Annotated in this window: 19 protein-coding genes; 9 read left to right on the forward strand and 10 right to left on the reverse strand. The window is 71.4% G+C overall.

Annotated elements, in window-relative coordinates; genetic code table 11:
- Positions 1–103: 103 nt before the first annotated feature.
- The gene (locus R8Z57_RS16135; protein ID WP_308866175.1) at positions 104–262 is read left to right on the forward strand and encodes a hypothetical protein; all 159 of its coding nucleotides are present in this window, start codon (positions 104–106) and stop codon (positions 260–262) included.
- Between the two features lie 139 nt (positions 263–401).
- Here R8Z57_RS16135 and R8Z57_RS16140 read toward each other — a convergent pair whose 3' ends face one another.
- From R8Z57_RS16140 to purD, 5 genes are all read right to left on the reverse strand, one after another.
- Positions 402–1,055, reverse strand: coding sequence for a response regulator transcription factor (locus tag R8Z57_RS16140; RefSeq protein ID WP_318354807.1), 654 nt, complete (start codon positions 1,053–1,055; stop codon positions 402–404).
- Complete coding sequence (locus R8Z57_RS16145; RefSeq protein WP_318354808.1) at positions 1,052–2,284, reverse strand: sensor histidine kinase; 1,233 nt, start codon at positions 2,282–2,284, stop codon at positions 1,052–1,054. Before R8Z57_RS16145 ends, R8Z57_RS16140 begins: the two co-directional genes overlap by 4 nt.
- Before the next feature lie 4 nt (positions 2,285–2,288).
- Positions 2,289–2,990, reverse strand: a complete 702-nt coding sequence (locus R8Z57_RS16150; protein ID WP_318354809.1) for a DUF2306 domain-containing protein — start codon at positions 2,988–2,990, stop codon at positions 2,289–2,291.
- A gap of 109 nt (positions 2,991–3,099) precedes the next feature.
- Positions 3,100–3,489, reverse strand: a complete 390-nt coding sequence (locus R8Z57_RS16155; RefSeq protein ID WP_318354810.1) for a hypothetical protein — start codon at positions 3,487–3,489, stop codon at positions 3,100–3,102.
- 2 nt (positions 3,490–3,491) lie between these two features.
- Positions 3,492–4,766, reverse strand: a complete 1,275-nt coding sequence (purD, locus tag R8Z57_RS16160; RefSeq protein ID WP_318354811.1) for a phosphoribosylamine--glycine ligase — start codon at positions 4,764–4,766, stop codon at positions 3,492–3,494.
- 430 nt (positions 4,767–5,196) lie between these two features.
- Here purD and R8Z57_RS16165 point away from each other — a divergent pair, with 430 nt between their 5' ends.
- Complete coding sequence (locus tag R8Z57_RS16165) at positions 5,197–5,565, forward strand: sterol carrier family protein (RefSeq protein WP_318354812.1); 369 nt, start codon at positions 5,197–5,199, stop codon at positions 5,563–5,565.
- Positions 5,566–5,613: 48 nt separating this feature from the next.
- Complete coding sequence (locus R8Z57_RS16170; protein ID WP_318354813.1) at positions 5,614–5,967, forward strand: potassium transporter Trk; 354 nt, start codon at positions 5,614–5,616, stop codon at positions 5,965–5,967.
- Between the two features lie 71 nt (positions 5,968–6,038).
- On the opposite strand, the gene R8Z57_RS16175 is transcribed toward R8Z57_RS16170, so the two are convergent.
- Positions 6,039–6,650 carry a zinc-binding alcohol dehydrogenase gene (locus R8Z57_RS16175; RefSeq protein WP_318354814.1) on the reverse strand — a complete coding sequence of 204 codons (612 nt, stop codon included), beginning with the start codon at positions 6,648–6,650 and terminating at the stop codon, positions 6,039–6,041.
- 233 nt (positions 6,651–6,883) lie between these two features.
- Here R8Z57_RS16175 and purM point away from each other — a divergent pair, with 233 nt between their 5' ends.
- The 3 genes from purM to R8Z57_RS16190 are packed head-to-tail and all read left to right on the forward strand — an operon-like array spanning position 6,884 to position 10,766.
- Complete coding sequence (gene purM, locus R8Z57_RS16180) at positions 6,884–7,987, forward strand: phosphoribosylformylglycinamidine cyclo-ligase (RefSeq protein WP_318354858.1); 1,104 nt, start codon at positions 6,884–6,886, stop codon at positions 7,985–7,987.
- A 36-nt stretch (positions 7,988–8,023) separates the two neighbouring features.
- The gene (gene purF, locus R8Z57_RS16185) at positions 8,024–9,484 is read left to right on the forward strand and encodes an amidophosphoribosyltransferase (RefSeq protein ID WP_318354815.1); all 1,461 of its coding nucleotides are present in this window, start codon (positions 8,024–8,026) and stop codon (positions 9,482–9,484) included.
- 52 nt (positions 9,485–9,536) lie between these two features.
- Positions 9,537–10,766: an MFS transporter gene (locus tag R8Z57_RS16190; RefSeq protein ID WP_318354816.1), complete on the forward strand. Its 1,230-nt coding sequence runs from the start codon at positions 9,537–9,539 to the stop codon at positions 10,764–10,766.
- A gap of 168 nt (positions 10,767–10,934) precedes the next feature.
- On the opposite strand, the gene R8Z57_RS16195 is transcribed toward R8Z57_RS16190, so the two are convergent.
- Positions 10,935–11,132 carry a DUF3073 domain-containing protein gene (locus R8Z57_RS16195; protein WP_318354817.1) on the reverse strand — a complete coding sequence of 66 codons (198 nt, stop codon included), beginning with the start codon at positions 11,130–11,132 and terminating at the stop codon, positions 10,935–10,937.
- Between the two features lie 167 nt (positions 11,133–11,299).
- Here R8Z57_RS16195 and R8Z57_RS16200 point away from each other — a divergent pair, with 167 nt between their 5' ends.
- Complete coding sequence (locus R8Z57_RS16200) at positions 11,300–11,839, forward strand: universal stress protein (RefSeq protein ID WP_318354818.1); 540 nt, start codon at positions 11,300–11,302, stop codon at positions 11,837–11,839.
- A 203-nt stretch (positions 11,840–12,042) separates the two neighbouring features.
- Positions 12,043–13,353, forward strand: a complete 1,311-nt coding sequence (locus tag R8Z57_RS16205) for an alpha-L-fucosidase (protein ID WP_318354819.1) — start codon at positions 12,043–12,045, stop codon at positions 13,351–13,353.
- A gap of 63 nt (positions 13,354–13,416) precedes the next feature.
- Here R8Z57_RS16205 and R8Z57_RS16210 read toward each other — a convergent pair whose 3' ends face one another.
- Together R8Z57_RS16210 and R8Z57_RS16215 are read right to left on the reverse strand one after the other, a co-directional pair.
- Complete coding sequence (locus tag R8Z57_RS16210; RefSeq protein ID WP_318354820.1) at positions 13,417–14,025, reverse strand: PadR family transcriptional regulator; 609 nt, start codon at positions 14,023–14,025, stop codon at positions 13,417–13,419.
- Positions 14,025–14,996, reverse strand: a complete 972-nt coding sequence (locus R8Z57_RS16215; protein WP_318354821.1) for a DUF4097 family beta strand repeat-containing protein — start codon at positions 14,994–14,996, stop codon at positions 14,025–14,027. The genes R8Z57_RS16210 and R8Z57_RS16215 overlap by 1 nt, the downstream gene beginning before the upstream one ends.
- Positions 14,997–15,589: 593 nt before the next feature.
- On the opposite strand from R8Z57_RS16215, the gene R8Z57_RS16220 reads away from it, so the two are divergent.
- Complete coding sequence (locus R8Z57_RS16220; protein WP_318354822.1) at positions 15,590–16,372, forward strand: MerR family transcriptional regulator; 783 nt, start codon at positions 15,590–15,592, stop codon at positions 16,370–16,372.
- A gap of 143 nt (positions 16,373–16,515) precedes the next feature.
- Here R8Z57_RS16220 and R8Z57_RS16225 read toward each other — a convergent pair whose 3' ends face one another.
- Positions 16,516–16,680, reverse strand: coding sequence for a hypothetical protein (locus R8Z57_RS16225; RefSeq protein WP_200826306.1), 165 nt, complete (start codon positions 16,678–16,680; stop codon positions 16,516–16,518).
- Positions 16,681–16,884 lie beyond the last annotated feature (204 nt).

The raw sequence follows: 16,884 nt of genomic DNA on the forward strand, positions 1-16,884 counted from the left end.
CCACGACGGACCGCCACCGCACCCGTCGCGCGAGCCGCTAGCCCTGTCGCGGCGGGGTGTCAAGTGGTTGGTCGGTGCCCGGGATGCGGCTCACCATGGGGTCATGACCGGACTCGCAGTGATCCTGCTCATCGTCGGAATCGTGCTTCTGCTGCTCGGTGTGTTCATCGAAGCGGCGAAGTTCCTGCTGTGGATCGGCCTGGTGATCATCATCATCGCGGTGATCGCGTGGCTGATGCGCTTCATCCGTCGTCAGACCTGAGTCCCCCAGCTCGGGTCCTGGACGCCTGGTGGATCGTCGATCCCGGGCGTCGCCCCAACGCCGGCGTCGTGCGTCCCCCAGCACACGGCGCCGGCGTTCACATGTCTCCAGGCGACGCGCTCGGGCCACACCGTGCGGGTCAGCGCCTGCCGCGTCCGCGCTCGTGCGCCCAGATCGCGAGCTCGACCCGGTTGCGGGCGCCGAGCTTCGTCATGATGCTCGCGAGGTGCGTCTTCACGGTGCTCAGCGAGACGTGCAGCTCGTCGCCGATCTCGCTGTTGCCGAGCCCGCGGGCGACACCGGCGAGCACGGCCTCCTCGCGCTCGGTGAGGGGGCTCGACGGCGCCGTCGGCGGGGTCGGCGCGGAACCGGCGAAGGCCTCGATGAGCCGCACCGTGACGTTCGGGTCGATCAGCGCATCGCCGCGTGCCGCCGCGCGCACCGCCTCGGCCAGCAGCACCGCCCCGGCGTCCTTGAGCAGGAACCCTCGAGCACCGGCGCGCAGCGCCTCGTACACGTACTCGTCGAGGTCGAAGGTCGTGATCACGACGACCGGGATCGGGTCGGCGACATCGGGGCCGGCGAGCGCGCGGGTCGCCGCGAGGCCGTCCATCACCGGCATCCGGATGTCGAGCAGGCACACGTCCGGCCGCAGGCTCCGGGCCAGGGCGACGGCCTCCGCACCGTCGGCGGCCTCGCCGACGACCTCGATGTCGGGCTGGACGTCGAGGATCATGCGGAGCCCCGTCCGCACCAGATCCTGGTCGTCGGCGACCACTACGCGCACGCTCACGTCGTCCACCCTGCCCGAGGGAGCATCGCGGTGACCACCCAGCCGCGGCCGTCGGTCGCCGGCCGGGCCTCGCATGTGCCGCCGAGCAGCGCCGCGCGCTCGCGCATGCCGGTGAGCCCGTAGCCCGCAGGAGGAGCGGATGCCGCGGCCACCCCGTCATCGCGCACCTCGAGCCGCACCGCCACGGCGTCGACATCGACGCCGACCGTGATCCGGGTCGCGTCACGGGCGTGACGGCGTGCGTTGGTGACGGCCTCCTGCGCGATCCGGAAGACCGCGGCCGCCACCGGCGGGGGCACGGTGTCGAGGTCGCCGCAGAGCCGCACGGTCACGGCCGGGCCGGCGGCCTCCGGGCCGCTCCCGGCCTCCGGGCCGACGGCCTCCGGGCCGCGGCGCGAGCCCGGGGTCGCGCCCGAGCCTGCGCCCAAGCCCTCGCTCGCCGCGTCATCCGTTGTCGCGAGCGCGCGGATCTCTTCGAGCCCGGGCGTGGGAACGACCACCGCGTCCGTGGCGCGGAGCACGCCCACCATCGCGCGCATCTCGCGGAGCGTCCGTGATGCCTCCGCCTCGATCGCGTGCAGCACCCGTATGGTCGCGCCCGGGTCTGCCGCGGCGACGGCGGCGCCGGCCTGAGCCTGGATCGCGATCGCCGAGACGTGGTGCGCCACGGTGTCGTGGAGATCGCGGGCGAGCTGCTCGCGCTCGAGCAGGCGCACCTGGTCGAGTTCGCGAGTGCGCGCACGCCGCCGCCAGCGCACGGCGAGCCCGAGTGTGCTCGTGGTCACGGCGACCGCGGCGCCGCCGATGATGTCGGCGACCTCGGGAACGGAAGTGAGGAAGGTGAGCAGCATCCCGATGACGACGAGGGCACCGCCGGCGATCATCGCCCGCCCGGACCCCCACCGGAACACCGCGTAGAGCAGGATCAGGAGGTACGCCGTCGTGTACAGCTGCGGGTCGCCCGCCGTCGCGACCCCGACGGCGGTGCCGACCGCGAAGGCGATCGCGAGCATCGTGAAGGGACGCGAGCGCCGCCACAGCAGCGTGGGGGCGAGCAGCGCGAGCACGACGGCCCACAGCCAGCGCGCCGGCACCTCGGGGCGGACGGATGCCTCGACCACCGCGAGTGCGGGGATCCCGACGACGAGCGCCCAGTCCCGCCAGACGCGCCGCGGCGGGCCGGGAACCGCCGCGGGCGCGTCCCAGAGCGCGCGGACGGGGCTCGTCATGCCCTCATGATAGGCGGGCACCGGGCGTCGCCAGCCGGGCGCCCCTGCGCCCCGCGCGGGAGCGGCCGCGGCGCCGGATCACGACCTCGGCGACGACGAGGTTGATCACCCACCCCGCGGTCATGAGCAGCGTGTGCGTGAGCGGGGCGGGCGTCCCGGCCAGCAGGGTGTAGGGGAGGAACACGAGCACCTGCGTCCCCGCACCCAGGCCGATCGCGTAGGCCCGCGTCATCCATGCGGTGTGCGTGCGCACGTCGCCGCGACGGATGGCGACGAACGCCACCACGATCGCGCCCGCCATCGCGGTGCCGAGCACGACGCGCACCATCGGCAGTCCCGGACCTGTCACCGCGTCGGGCAGGTCGTAGAACAGCGTCATCCACAGCGCGGAGAGCGCCGAGACCAGGCCCGCCGGTGCGACGACGCGACCGGCGATGCGATGCCAGCGTCGGCGCCGCAGCGACGGTGCGAACTGCAGCGCGCCGAGGACGAGGAAGACGCTCGACCCGATGATGTGCGCGACGATGGGGACCGGCGAGTCGAAGAAGCGGGCGTTCTCCGCGGTGACGGCGGCGCCCGTCGCGAGCTCGGACAGCCGTGCCGACCCGGCCACCATCGGCACGAGACTCAGGGTGATGAGCCCGGCGGGCACGAGCCATTCGGGCCGACGCCGCGCGGGCCGCGGGCGAGTGATGGCGGTTGTCATGCGCCCATACTCGCGAGGACGGATGCCGCGCCACATCGGCCGCCCGGCTTCAACCGTCTCGTCCGATCGGCCGACCCCGCCGCGAAATGCGCCGGCGATCCGGCGCGTATCAGGGCTCGCGCAGGCACCCGCCGTCGGTGTTCACGCCGCCGAGGTCGACCGTCACGCCGCCCGACACATCCACCGATCCGTAGACGCACCCGCCCGAGACCGCGGCGCCGAACAGGAGGCTGTCACCGGCGATGCGCGTCTCGACGTCGGCCGCTCCAGCGGCCTCGAGCGCGTCGCGCACTGTTTCCTCGGTGAGGGCGCCGCTCGCCTGCAACGCCTCCAGCCCTGTCTGGGCCGCTGCCACCAGCGCCTCGTTCGCGACCTGCTGGGCCTGGTCCATGAGCTCCTGTCCGGGGCCCTCGACGTCGACGGCCGCGCAGGCGGTGGCCGTCCCGGCCACCAGAGTCAGCAGCAGCGCGAGCGAGCCGACAGCGGATGCGCGCCGCATGGTCAGAGACCTTCGGCGACCCGGGCGGCGATGTCGGTGCGGTGCTGGCCGCCCTCGAGGCCGATCTCGCCGAGGGCGCGGTAGGCGCGGTCGCGGGCCGCGGCGAACGTCGTGCCGACGGCGACGACGTTGAGCACGCGGCCACCCGTGGCGACGAGGCCGCCGTCGGTCTCGGAGGTGGCGGCGTGGGCGAGGTGCACGCCGTCGAGGGCTTCTGCCGCGCGCAGATTGCTCAGCCCCCGGCCGGTCACCGGCGACGCCGGGTAGCCCTCGCTCGCGAGCACCACGGTGACCGCGACGTCGTCGGCGAACGCGGGGCGCGGCAGATCCTCCAGATGACCGGATGCCGCGGCCAGCAGCAGCTCCGACAGCGGATCGACGAGCCGCGGCAGCACGACCTGGGTCTCGGGATCGCCGAACCGCGCGTTGAACTCGATGACCTTCACGCCCGCGTCGGTCAGGATGAGGCCCGCGTAGAGGAGGCCGATGAACGGCGTGCCCTCGGCATCCAACTGTCGGATGACCGGCTCGGCGATGTCACGCGTGACGAGATCGACGAACTCGCCCTCGCTGCCGAACCGCCCGTCGAGCCAGGGGAGGGGGGAGTAGGCGCCCATGCCGCCGGTGTTGGGGCCCTCGTCGCCGTCGAGCAGGCGCTTGTAGTCCTGCGCCGGGCTGAGCGGCAGCACGTGGTCGCCGTCGCTGAGGAAGAAGAGCGACACCTCGGGGCCGGCGAGGAACTCCTCGACCAGCACGGGGCCCGACGGCAGGTACTCGTCGGCGTGCGCGAGGGCGGCAGCGCGGTCGGACGTGACGATGACGCCCTTGCCGGCGGCCAGACCGTCGGCCTTCACGACGTGCGGAGCGCCGAGCTCGTCGAACGCGGCCTCGACCTCGGCGCGCGTGTGGGCGCGCACGGCGCGGCCGGTCGGAACCCCGGCGGCCTCCATGATCCGCTTCGCGAAGGCCTTCGACCCCTCGAGCTGCGCGGCCGCCTTGCCCGGGCCGAACGCCGGGATGCCGCGCTCGCGCAGCGCGTCGGCCACGCCCGCGACGAGCGGCGCCTCGGGGCCGATCACGACGAGCGCGATGTCGTTGTCGAGCGCGAAGTTGGCGACGGCGACCGGGTCGTTCGCGTCGAGCGCGACCAACCGCGCATCCTGCGCGATGCCCGCGTTGCCGGGAGCCGCGAAGATCTCGTGCTCGGCCTCCTCCGACCGCAGAGCGAGGATGATGGCGTGCTCCCGCGCGCCCGAGCCGAGGACCAGGATCTTCACGCGCCCCAGCCTACCGGCGGCCCTCCGCGCTGTTTCGGCCGGCCCGAGTCGCCGGGTCGCCGCAGCCCGCGCTGCCACTCGACGGATTCAGTCCGTTGGTCGCGGCATCCTCACCTGCCGGATTCAGCCTCGCTGGTCGCGGGCGCGGGCTTTCGGGGCCGCGCAGCGGTGTCGAGCGCCCTCAGGCTGAATCCGGCAGGCGAGGCATCGGTCCCGCGCCCCGTTCGCAACTCAGGATGGTTGTGGCCGGAGGGGCCGAGAACCGCGTCCGGGGAGCATTCATCCTGAGTTGCGGACCGGGCGGTGGTGGAGGCGCCGGTCCCGCGCCTCGTTCGCAACTCAGGATGGTTGCGGCCGGAGGCTCCCAGGACCGGGTCCGGGGAGCATTCATCCTGAGTTGCGGACCCGGACGGCGGCGTAGCCTGGCTCCGTGGCCCGCAAGATCTCGACCGACGACGGACGCGCGGCGCTCGCCGCGGTCCGAGCGGCGGCGGCGGCATCCGCTCCGCCTTCCCGCACCGACAACGCCACGGCCGTGCGCTACTTGCTGCAGCTGCTCGCCGAGAAGGCGCCGGGCAACTCCGTCGAGGTGCGCGTGCCGCCGTTCGGCGCGGTGCAGGTGATCGAGGGGCCGCGGCATACGCGCGGCACACCGCCGAACGTCGTCGAGACCGACCCGGCGACGTGGATCGCGCTCGCCACCGGCGCGGAGCATTGGACGGATGCCGCGACCGCCGGCCGCATCAGCGCCTCGGGCACGCGCGCCGACATCTCCACGCTGCTTCCACTCCGCCCCTAGGGCGTCCGCGCGCGCCGGGGGCGGTGCGGACGGTGGGACAATGGAGGCATGCCCGAGCACAGCCGAGACCGCATCGAGACCGTGCGCGTGCGCCGGGCGCCGAAGATCTCGGTGTTCCTGATCCTGGGCGCCGCCCTCGGCGTCCTCGTCGCGATGATCCTGACGTTCGCGTTCAACGGCACCGCAGAGGTCAGTCCCAACACCGGCGTCGAGTACACGCAGGGACAGGTGTTCGGCTTCCTGGTGCTGATCTGCGCGCCCATCGGCATCGCGCTCGGCGGCATCGTCGCGCTCATCTTCGACCGCCGCTCGCGCCGTCACACGCACGAGATCGCCGTCGACCACGAGTCCGTCCACGTCGACCCCGAGCCCGGCTCGAACGGCCACGGCCCCGGTCACTGACCCCTAAGCCCCCGCCGCTGACCCGTACGCCCGGCCGCACCCGCCAGCGGAAACCCGCAGCCGCAGACCCGCTACGCCAGCTCGGCGATGATCGGGTGGATCGCGGCGTCGAACGCAGCCACGTCGCCCCGCAGACCGTCGGTGACGGCGATCGTGAGCGACCCGATCCACCACACCCCGCGCTGGTTCAGCGGCAGCACCTGCACGTTCAGCTCGAACGAGTGCGCACGGCGCCCGACCTGCCGCTCGTGCTCGGCGATGGCTCCGGCGTACGCGCGGTAGGCCGTTCCGGTGCTGTGCGAGGCCTCTTTGCGGTAGCGGCCGTGCGCCGCCCGCGCGAACTCGAGGGCGTCGGCCGCGTGCGGCTCGAACGCGGCCCGCAGCTCGTCGCAGCCCTCGACCGGAAGCGCCAGCACGGTGTCGAAGCCCTCGACGAGATCGAGGGGAACGGGCGACGGATGCGCCTGCGGCTCGACCGTCATCGCCCAGAACTCGCGCCACTGCCGCTCGAGCGCGGACTGGGACTCCTCGGAGCGGTCATTGGCCCGCGGCGGGATGCCCCGCAGGTGCGGAAGCTCCTCGGGTGACCGGATGCCGAGCACCTGCCGCAGGTAGAGGGCGAGAAGCACCGGCTGACCGGCGTCTTCGCGGATCAGCCACTCCGGAGCACCGGCGCCGCCCATGTCGTTCATTGTAGATCCGGGTTGCGACGTCGAGCCCCGGCATCCGGCATCCCGTCGCCCCGGATTCGAGCGGATGCCGCGGCCCGCGCCGCGCCGGACCCCCGTGTCGGGCGGGGCTCTCGATGACGCAATGCGGGCATCCACTCAGGTAGGCCGCCGGTAGGCTGGTAGCCGTGGCCTCATCCGAACGCGATGCCCTCTCCCGCCCTGAAAAAGGCGCACCCCCTCAGCCGGTGAACCCGTACGCGGCTGCTGGTGTCGACACCGCCGCCGGCGACCTCGCCGTCGAGCTGATGAAGTCGGCCGTGCGCCGCACGCACGGCCCCGAGGTGCTCGGGGGCGTCGGCGGCTTCGCCGGGCTCTTCGACGCGAGCGCGCTCAAGGCGTACGCCAAGCCGCTGCTCGCCACGAGCACCGACGGCGTCGGCACGAAGGTGGCGATCGCCCAGGCCATCGACAAGCACGACACGATCGGTCAGGACCTCGTCGGCATGGTCGTCGACGACATCGTCGTGGTGGGGGCGAAGCCGCTCTTCATGACCGACTACATCGCGTGCGGCAAGGTCTTCCCCGAGCGCATCGCCGACATCGTGCGCGGCATCGCGGCCGGCTGCGCCGAGACCGGCACCGCCCTCGTCGGCGGCGAGACCGCTGAGCACCCCGGGCTCCTCGGGGTCAACGACTACGACGTGGCGGGCGCCGCCACCGGCATCGTCGAGGCCGACCGCGTGCTGGGCGCCGAGCGCGTCCGCGACGGCGACGTGGTGCTGGCGCTTGCGAGCTCGGGCCTGCACTCCAATGGCTACTCGCTGGTGCGGCACATCGTCGCCGGCGCCGGGATCCAGTACGGCGACAACGCCGCCGACCTCGGCACGACGTGGGGCGAGGCCCTGCTCGAGCCCACCCGCCTCTACACCCAGCCGCTGCTGCGCCTCATCGCCGACCACGGCGACCGGGTCCACGCGCTGAGCCACGTGACCGGCGGCGGGATCGCGGCCAACCTCGCCCGCGTGCTCCCGCAGGACACCTGGGTCGAGGTCGACCGCTCCACCTGGTCGCCGTCACCGGTGTTCCGCGTGCTCGCCGACCTCGGCGACCTCGATCTCGAGTCGACAGAGGGCACGTGGAACCTCGGCATCGGGTTCCTCGCAGTCGTCGCCCCCGAGAAGGCCGAGGCCGCGGCATCCGCTCTCTCCCGCGCAGGCATCGCCACGTGGCAGGTGGGCGTCGTCCGCACGGGCGCGCGCCCGGACGGTGACTGGGAGCAGGGCGCCAAGGGCGTCGACGGCGGCGCGGTGCGCCTCGTCGGTGCATACGCAGACCACACGGCTCGCTGAGCCGAGTCAGAACCACAGCAGGAGCAGGCAACACCCATGTGCGGAATCGTCGGAATGGTGGGCCGCGGGTCCGTCAACCAGGAGATCTACGACTCCCTCCTCCTCCTCCAGCACCGGGGCCAGGACTCCACGGGCATCTCTACCGCCGAGCGCAGCGGCGTCGTGCACATGCACAAGGTCAAGGGGCAGGTGCGCGAGTCGTTCCGCACGCGCGACATGCGTGCGCTCCTCGGCGAGATCGGCCTCGGTCACGTCCGCTACGCCACGAAGGGCACGGCGTCGAACGAGGAAGAGGCGCAGCCGTTCTACGTGAACGCGCCGTACGGCATCGTGCTCGTGCACAACGGCAACCTCACCAACACGCGCGAGCTGACGCAGGAGCTGTTCACCAAGGACCGTCGGCACCTCAACACCTCGTCCGACACCGAGCTGCTCGTCAACGTGCTCGCCAACGAGCTGCAGTCGTCCATCTCGGGCCTCGAGCTCGATCCCGACCAGGTGTTCCACGCCGTCAGCCGCGTGCACGAGCGCGTGGAGGGCTCGTACGCCGCCATCGCGCTGATCGCCGGCTACGGTCTCCTGGCGTTCCGCGACCCGTTCGGCATCCGTCCCCTGATCCTCGGCACGCGCAAGCACGAGGACGGCCACTACGAGTGGGTCGTCACGAGCGAGTCGCTGGTGCTCGAGAACGGCGAGTTCGAGGTCGTGCGCGACGTCGAGCCCGGCGAGGCCGTGTTCATCGACCTCGAGGGCAAGCTGCACACCCGCCAGTGCGCGACCGGCGCCCAGCTCGTGCCGTGCTCGTTCGAGTACGTCTACCTCGCCCGACCCGACTCGGTCATGAACGGCATCTCGGTCTACGAGGCGCGCCTGCGCATGGGCGACCGGCTCGCCGACACCATCGCCAAGTACACCCCGCGTGAGGCGATCGACGTCGTCATGCCCATCCCCGACTCGTCGCGCCCCGCCGCCATGCAGGTGGCGCGCAAGCTCGGCGTCGAGTACCGCGAGGGCTTCTACAAGAACCGCTACGTCGGCCGGACGTTCATCATGCCGGGGCAGGCCGTGCGCAAGAAGAGCGTGCGCCAGAAGCTCAACGCGATGTCGAGCGAGTTCAAGGGCAAGAACGTGCTGCTCATCGACGACTCCATCGTGCGCGGCACGACGTCGAAGGAGATCATCCAGATGGCGAGGGATGCCGGGGCCAAGAGCGTGACGTTCGCCTCGGCCGCGCCGCCGGTGCGCTTCCCCCACGTCTACGGCATCAACATGCCGTCGCGCCATGAGCTCGTCGCCCACGGTCGGACGATCCCCGAGATCGCGGAGGAGCTCGGCGCCGACTTCGTCGTGTACCAGGAGGTCGAAGACCTCAAGGCGGCGATCCTCGAGGGCTCCGACGTCGAAGACCTCGACATGAGCTGCTTCGACGGCCGCTACATCACCGGCACCGTGACCGACGAGTACCTCGCGTGGGTCGAGGGCTCGCAGGAGTCCTGACCCGGCGATCGCGCCGGGCCGAGGCATCCGTCAGCGCCCGTAGGGTGGATAGGTGAAGTCGACTCCTGCCCGTCCGCTCTGGCAGGGGAGAACCCTCGCGCTCGCCGGCATCGTCCTGTTCGCGTTCTCGCTGCGCTCGGCGGTCGCGTCGCTGTCGCCGCTGTTCGATCACATCGCGGCCGACTTCGAGCTGCCGGCGGCTGTCATCGGCCTCATCGGCACCGCCCCGCCGGTGTGCTTCGCGATCTTCGGCCTGCTCACGCCCGCCCTCGAGCGGCGGTTCGGCCTGGAGCGGCTCGCGGTGGTCGCCATGGCCGTCGTCGCCGCCGGGCTCGTGGCACGCAGTCTCGCACCGAACTCCGGGCTGCTGCTCGCGGGCACGGCGCTCGTCTTCGCCGCGGTCGGGACGGGCAACATCCTGCTGCCGCCGCTCGTGAAGCGGTACTTCCCCGACCGCATCGGGCTGATGACGACGGTGTTCTCGACGACGATGGCCGTCGCCACCTTCGTGCCGCCCCTCATCGCCGTGCCGGTGGCGGATGCCGCGGACTGGCGCCTTTCGCTGGGCCTGTGGGCCGTCTTCGCCCTGGTGGCGATGATCCCCTGGATCGGCCTGGCGGTGCGGCGGCGCGCCGACGGCGCCGACGGCGACATCGAGCAGGCGAGTCCGCGCGTGTTCGGGCGCATGTGGCGGGTGCCGCTCGCGTGGGCGCTGCTCGTCGCATTCGCCGTCTCGAGCACCATCGCCTACACGTCGTTCGCGTGGATGCCCAAGATGCTCGTCGACATCGCCGGTGTCACGCCGGCGACCGCCGGTGCCCTGCTCTCGCTCTTCGGGTTCATGGGTCTGCCGGCATCGCTCGTCGTGCCGCTGCTGGTCACGCGCTGGAACGCCACGCGGCTGCTGTTCGGCATCGCGGTCACGACGGGTCTCGCGGGCTTCGCGGGCCTGCTGTTCGCGCCGACCGCGGCCCCATGGCTGTGGGTCGTGCTGGTCGGTCTCGCGCCGCTGCTGTTCCCGATGATCCTGGTGCTGCTCGGGCTGCGCACGCGCACCCACGAGGGGTCGGTGGCGCTGAGCGGCTTGGTGCAGAGCGGCGGCTACGCGATCGCCGCGCTGTTCCCGGTGGGCATCGGTCTGATCCACGATGCGACCGACTCCTGGACCGTGCCGCTGATCATCCTCGCGTGCGTGGTGGCGGCGGCCATTCCCGCGGGCGTGGTCGCTGCGCGGCCCCACACCGTGGAGGACGACTGGGAGCGCCGGCACGGCGCCTGGTGAGGCATCCGCGACGGCGCGCGACCGCCGCGTGAGGTGCGTCGAGCCGCGCGCAGCGGCGACCGGCATCGACCCGCGCGTGACGGCGACCGGCGTCGACCCGGGCCTGGCGGCCTCGCGCTTCCGGCGCACGAGAGCGCCCGCGGGTCGTGAGGACCTGCGGGCGCGTGCTCAGGCTTGCGACGACGAGAGGTGCGAGGTCTCGTCCTCGTCTTCGTCGTTGTACTGGTCGGCCCACTTGTCGACGTACTCGTCTTCACTGTGGTGACCGAGTTCGCGCTCGAGCGCCGAGTAGTTCACGCTGTACGTGTCGTACTTCAGCTCTCGGGCGATCTTGGTGTGCTTCGCCTTCTGACGGCCACGCCCCATGCGAGACCCCCTCATTTAGAGTCGCGGGCAATTCTGCGGCTGACAGCCGCGTAAACCCGGGCATTCACGAATCCGGCTTCGAACCGGTAAGAGTAGCATTCAGGATAACACGGAGCCCCCGCACCCCGGCGGTTCCGACCCCCACGGCCCAGGAGGAGTGCGGACATATGACCGACGAGGCATCCGAGCCGCAAGGCGACGCGACGACCGATGAGAACCTGCACGGGGCGGTGGTCGTCGGGGTCATCCCCGACCAGTCGACCCGGGTCGTGAAGGAGGCGGCGCGCTACGCGAAACTCTTCCAGGCTCCGCTCGTCGTCGTGCACGTCGATGTGACCCGCTTCGTCACCTACGAAGATCCCGACGGCTACGTGCACTCGGCGCCCATCGACATGAACATCGCCGCCGGCGAAGGCGAGCTGGCGAAGGTGCAGGATGCCGCGGCATCCGTCCTCGCCGAGTCCGGCCTCGATTGGACCGTGCGCCAGCTCGTCGGCGACCCCGCGATGGCCATCAAGCACTTCGCCGACCAGATCGACGCGCGCCTGCTCGTCGTGGGCACCCGCAAGCGCGGCTTCGGCGAGTCGGTCCGCGAGTTCTTCACCGGCTCGGTCGGTGCCCGCCTCGCCCATCGCCAGCACCGGTCGATCCTGATCGTGCCCCTCGGGGAGCCCGTGCCGGACGACGAGGAGATCTGGCCCGCTTGACGCGGGCCTGCGCAAGCCGGCTTGCCGCCAGATGCTCGTCGGTGCGTCGCGCAGCCGCGGCGTCGCGCCGGACAGGGCCGGTCGCGGTGATTGAGCTGATGTTTCGGCCTCAGACTTGACCGTTTCGCGCGACCTACCCGAGACTAGGGTCCAGACATCGGATCTCAGCGTGCCCGCGTCGCCGCTGACCGGAAGGACCACCCTTGACCGAGCAGACCTGGCACGAGCTGTCGCGGCCGCTTCCTGAATGGTTCGCGAAGGCGAAGTTCGGGATCTTCATCCACTGGGGCGCGTACTCCGTGCCCGCGTGGGCGGAGCCGATCGGCGCCCTCGGCGAGATCGCGGACGACGACACCTGGTTCGCCCACAACCCCTACGCCGAGTGGTACTTCAACACCATCCGCATCGAGGGCAGCCCGGCGCAGGCTCACCACCGCGAGCAGTACGGCGACGCGCCGTACGACGAGTTCCTCGACCAGTGGAAGGCGGAGCGGTTCGACCCCGCGGAATGGGCGAAGCTGTTCGCCGAGGCGGGCGCGGACTACGTCGTGCCGACGACCAAGCACCACGACGGGATCGCACTGTGGGACGCGCCGGGCACGGGGGCGCGCAACACGGTGCGGCGCGGGCCGCAGCGAGACCTGATCGGCGACATCGCCGGCGCCGTCCGCGCTGAGGGTCTGCGCTTCGGCGTGTACTACTCGGGCGGTCTCGACTGGTCGGTCACCGACCTGCCGCCGCAACGCTCAGGAGAGCAGGTGCATTCACTGCGACCGAATGACGCCGCCTACAACTACTACGCGCTGGCGCACGTGCGCGATCTCATCGACCGGTACCGGCCGGACGTGCTCTGGAACGACATCGAGTGGCCCGACGCCGGCAAGCACCGCGGACCCGACGGGCTCTACGAGCTGTTCGAGGACTACTACGCGGCCAACCCCGACGGCGTCGTGAACGATCGGTGGGGCGACACCCACTACGACTTCGCCACCACCGAGTACTCGGCCATGAGCGAGAACGAGGCCAAGGACGTGTGGGAGAACACCCGCGGGCTCGGCTGGTCGTTCGGGTTCAACCGGCTCGAGTCGCCCGCGCAGACCCTGGACTCGGCGCAGCTGGCCCAGCATTGGGTCGACGTCGTGAGCAAGGGCGGGCGACTGCTCCTCAACGTCGGGCCCACGGCGGAGGGCGTGATCCCCGAGCGGCAGCAGCAGTCGCTCCGCGGTTTCGGCGATTGGAAGCGCGCCCTCGGCGACGCCGCCGAGGCGACCGAGCGCCGGGATCCGTCGCTGCCGTCCAACGGTCTGTGGCGGCGCGAGTGGTGGACTCCGAGCGAGCGCATCGTCTTCGTAGATGCGACCGGAGAGCACCGGCTCGACGGCGCCGGCGTGGACGCCGAGCGGTCCCGCGTGCTGACGGGCGACGCGGTCGTCGAGCGGGACGGTGACGAGGCCGTGGTCCGGGTCGCGGGCACCGACGGCGGCCCTGTTGCGGTGGCGATGGCGCGGCGCTGACGCGCAGAGAGGGTGGCCCCTCGGGGCCACCCTCTCCTCGTCCGGGAGGACGGATGCCGCGGCTCAGCCCCGCAGCGCGCGTGTCACGTCGCGGGCGACGCGGTCGAGCTCGGCCGCCACCTGGTCGACCACCGAGGCGGCGAGCTCGCCGCCTCGCGCCACGTGGACGCGGGCGTCGCTGCGCAGGTTGGCGCGGAAGGTGTTGACCAGCGCGTCCAGGCGCTGCAGCTGCTCGCGGCTGCGCACGCGGGGATCGTCCTCGCGCGGCTGCTGGGGCGTGGCCTCGCGCTCCTCGCGGGAGGCGGCGGCGAGGTCGGCGCGGAGGCTCTTCATCGCCTCGCGCACGCTGCCGCGCACCTCGTCCGCGATGAGCCGCACCGAGTCGGCGAGGCCGGCCTCGATGCCCTCGAGTTCGCCGGCGCGGGCCTGCACCTCGGCGTGGCCGGCGGGGGTGATCTCGTAGACGGTCTTGCGACCGTCGACCGTCTTGGTCACGAGCCCCTCCTCCTCGAGCTTCGCCAGGCGCGGATAGATGGTGCCGGCGCTGGGGGTGTAGGTGCCCCCGGTGCGGTCCGACAGGGCCTGCATGATGTCGTAGCCGTGGCGCGGCCCTTCATCGAGCAGGTTCAGCAGGTACAGGCGCAGGTCGCCGTGCGAGAAGACCGGAGCCATCACACTTCTCCTCGGTCGTAGCCGGCGTCGCCGGCGGTGCCGTCACCCTGAGGCTGGGCCGACCAGCCCGACTCGGCGGGGGCCTGCTCGAAGCCGGTCGCCGCAGGCGCCGAAGCGTCGGCGGGAGCGGGGGCCGCGGCATCCGTCACCGACGCGTCCGCGCGGCGCAGGACCGTGATGTCGCCCGAGACGCTGTGCGCGCGCACGTCGGCGAAGCTGCCGCTGAGCTCGCCCACCGAGCCGGCGTAGTTCGTCGTCGGACCCGTGCCGTTGCCCGAGCGCACCACACCGTCGACCTGGACACGGCCGCTGACGCTGCGGAGCACGAAGTTCGCGGGGTATCCCTCGTCCAGTCGCACGGTCGCGTTCCCGCTCACCGTGTTGAGGCCGACCGTGAGCATCTCGCCGGTCGAGTCCACCAGCAGTGCGCCCGAGACGGTGTCGATGTTCGCCTTGCGGAGCGAGCCGGTCGCGGCGACGTCGCCCGAGACGCTGTTGGCGTTGAGGCCGCCGACGAGCTCACGCACCTGCACGTCGCCCGAGACGGCGTTGACCGACAGGTCGCCGGTGAGGCCGTCGACGATGATGTCGCCCGAGACGGTGTTGAGGGTGGCGCCGTTGCGCAGGCCCGAGACGAGGGCGCTGGCGCTGACGACACCGAGGGTGAGTGCGACGTCGCGGGGAACCGCGACGCTGATCTCGGCCTTAGGCCCGCCGGCGCCGAAGTTGCGGAACACCTCGAGGAAGTTGTCCCACCGCAGCTGCGGGTGGTCGATCTCGATGTGGTCGTCCGCGACCTCGATGCGGAGGTCCTTGACGGTGACCTCGTGCACCTCGATCCGGATGCCGGGTTCGTCGTGGGCGATGACGTCGACCTGTCCGCCGACGAGGCCGATCTTGAGCGTGCGCACGGCCTCGATGTCGATGACGCGCGTGTCGCCCGGGTGGATGATCCACTTCTCCAGGGTCATGGCTGCTTCTCCTGCGGTTTCTCGGGGTGATCCGTCTCGCGATATATCGCGTGCGTCCAGCATAACACGATATATCGCGTCCGGGTCAAGAGTGCTGCTCGTGTGCGCGGTCGGTGCGGTTGCGATGAGACCTCGCGATAGCACCGTGGGAGGACAAATGCTGGTGCATTCGTGCGGTCTCGCGGGTGGGGGTGGGTCGGGCTGCGACCCTTGCCCACGGTGGTGCTGTTGCGATGAGACCTCGCGATAGCACCGTGGGAGGGCGGATGCCGGTGCATTCGTGCGGTCTCGCGGGTGGGGGTGGGTGGGGCTGCGACCCTTGCCCACGGTGGTGCTGTTGCGATGAGACCTCGCGATAGCACCGTGGGAGGGCAAATGCTGGTGCATTCGTGCGGTCGCGCGGGTGGGGGTGGGTGGGGCTGCGACCCTTGCCTACGGTGGTGCTGTTGCGATGAGACCTCGCGATAGCACCGTGGGAGGGCAAATGCTGGTGCATTCGTGCGGTCTCGCGGGTGGGGGCGGCGCTTGACCTTGACGCAGCGTCAACCTTTAGCGTGGTCATCACGACGGACGACGAGCAGGGAGGAGCCGCCGTGAGAGACGACGAAGAGTGGTCGATCCAGCAGATCGCGAAGCTCGCGGGCACCACCAGCCGCACGCTGCGTCACTACGACGACATCGGGCTCCTGGCACCCTCGAGCATCGGTCACAACGGCTACCGCTACTACGACCAGGCCGCGCTCGTGCGCCTGCAGCGCATCCTGCTGCTGCGCGAGCTGGGCCTCGGCCTGCCGCAGATCGGCGAGGTGATGGAGCGCGAGACCGGCGAGGTGCCGGCGCTCGAGGCCCATCTGGCTTGGCTGCGGCAGGAGCAGGACCGCCTGGCGCGACAGATCGCGTCGGTGGAGAACACCATCAACGCCGTGAGAGGAGGTGAGCGAATGATGGCAGAGAACATGTTCGACGGTTTCGACCACACCCAGTACAAGGACGAGGTCCAGCAGCGCTGGGGCAAGAAGGCGTACGCCGACAGCGACCGCTGGTGGCGCTCCATGAGCGCCGACGAGAAGGCCGCGTGGCAGCAGCGGGTCTCCGATCTCGGCCGCGACTGGATCGCGGCGGCGGAATCCGGTGTCGCGCCCGACAGCGACGAGGCGCAGGCGCTCGCGAAGCGCCACGTGGAGTGGCTCACCGGCATCCCCGGGACGCCGGCCGCTCCGGGCGGCGGAGACGTGAAGGGCTACGTGCTCGGGCTGGGCGAGATGTACGTCGCCGACCCGCGCTTCGGCGCGAACTACGCCACGAGCCAGGGCGGCACGCACGGCGCCGAGTTCGTCCGCGACGCGTTGCGCGTCTACGCGGAGGCGAACCTCTGAACCCCTCCGCTCACCTGTCGCAATGCGTCGGTCGGACCGGCACTTCGTGACAGGTGAGCGGGAAGGCGGGACCCCGCACAGACACACGGATGCCGCGGCCAGCTCTGGCCGCGGCATCCGCTGTCTATCCGGGGTGATGCAGATCAGGTGTTGCGGTTCCCGCTGATCACCCTGAACAGGAACGCGATCAGGGCGATGACACCGACGATGATGGCCACCCACAGCAGCCAGCTCAGCGCGGAGTTGAGGCCGCCGACGATCGCAAGGATGATCGCGACGACGATGATGATGATCAGGGCGAGGTTCATGTGAAGCATCTCCTTCTGGGTGTCCGGTGCACGGGATGCGCCGGTATGCCTTGTGGGCATGCATCGACAGTGGCACCGCCACCGCGCCGCCCGTAGGGGGTTGACGACGATCCCGCAGCGGTGATAGTCGCCGGAGAACCGCGGGTCTATCGCCGCTCCCGGGGGAAGTCAAGCCCCGTGAGAGCGCGCGCGTGCCGCCGTAGC

The sequence above is a fragment of the Microbacterium sp. M3 genome (genome assembly GCF_033548675.1).
Taxonomy (GTDB): Bacteria; Actinomycetota; Actinomycetes; order Actinomycetales; family Microbacteriaceae; genus Microbacterium; species Microbacterium arthrosphaerae.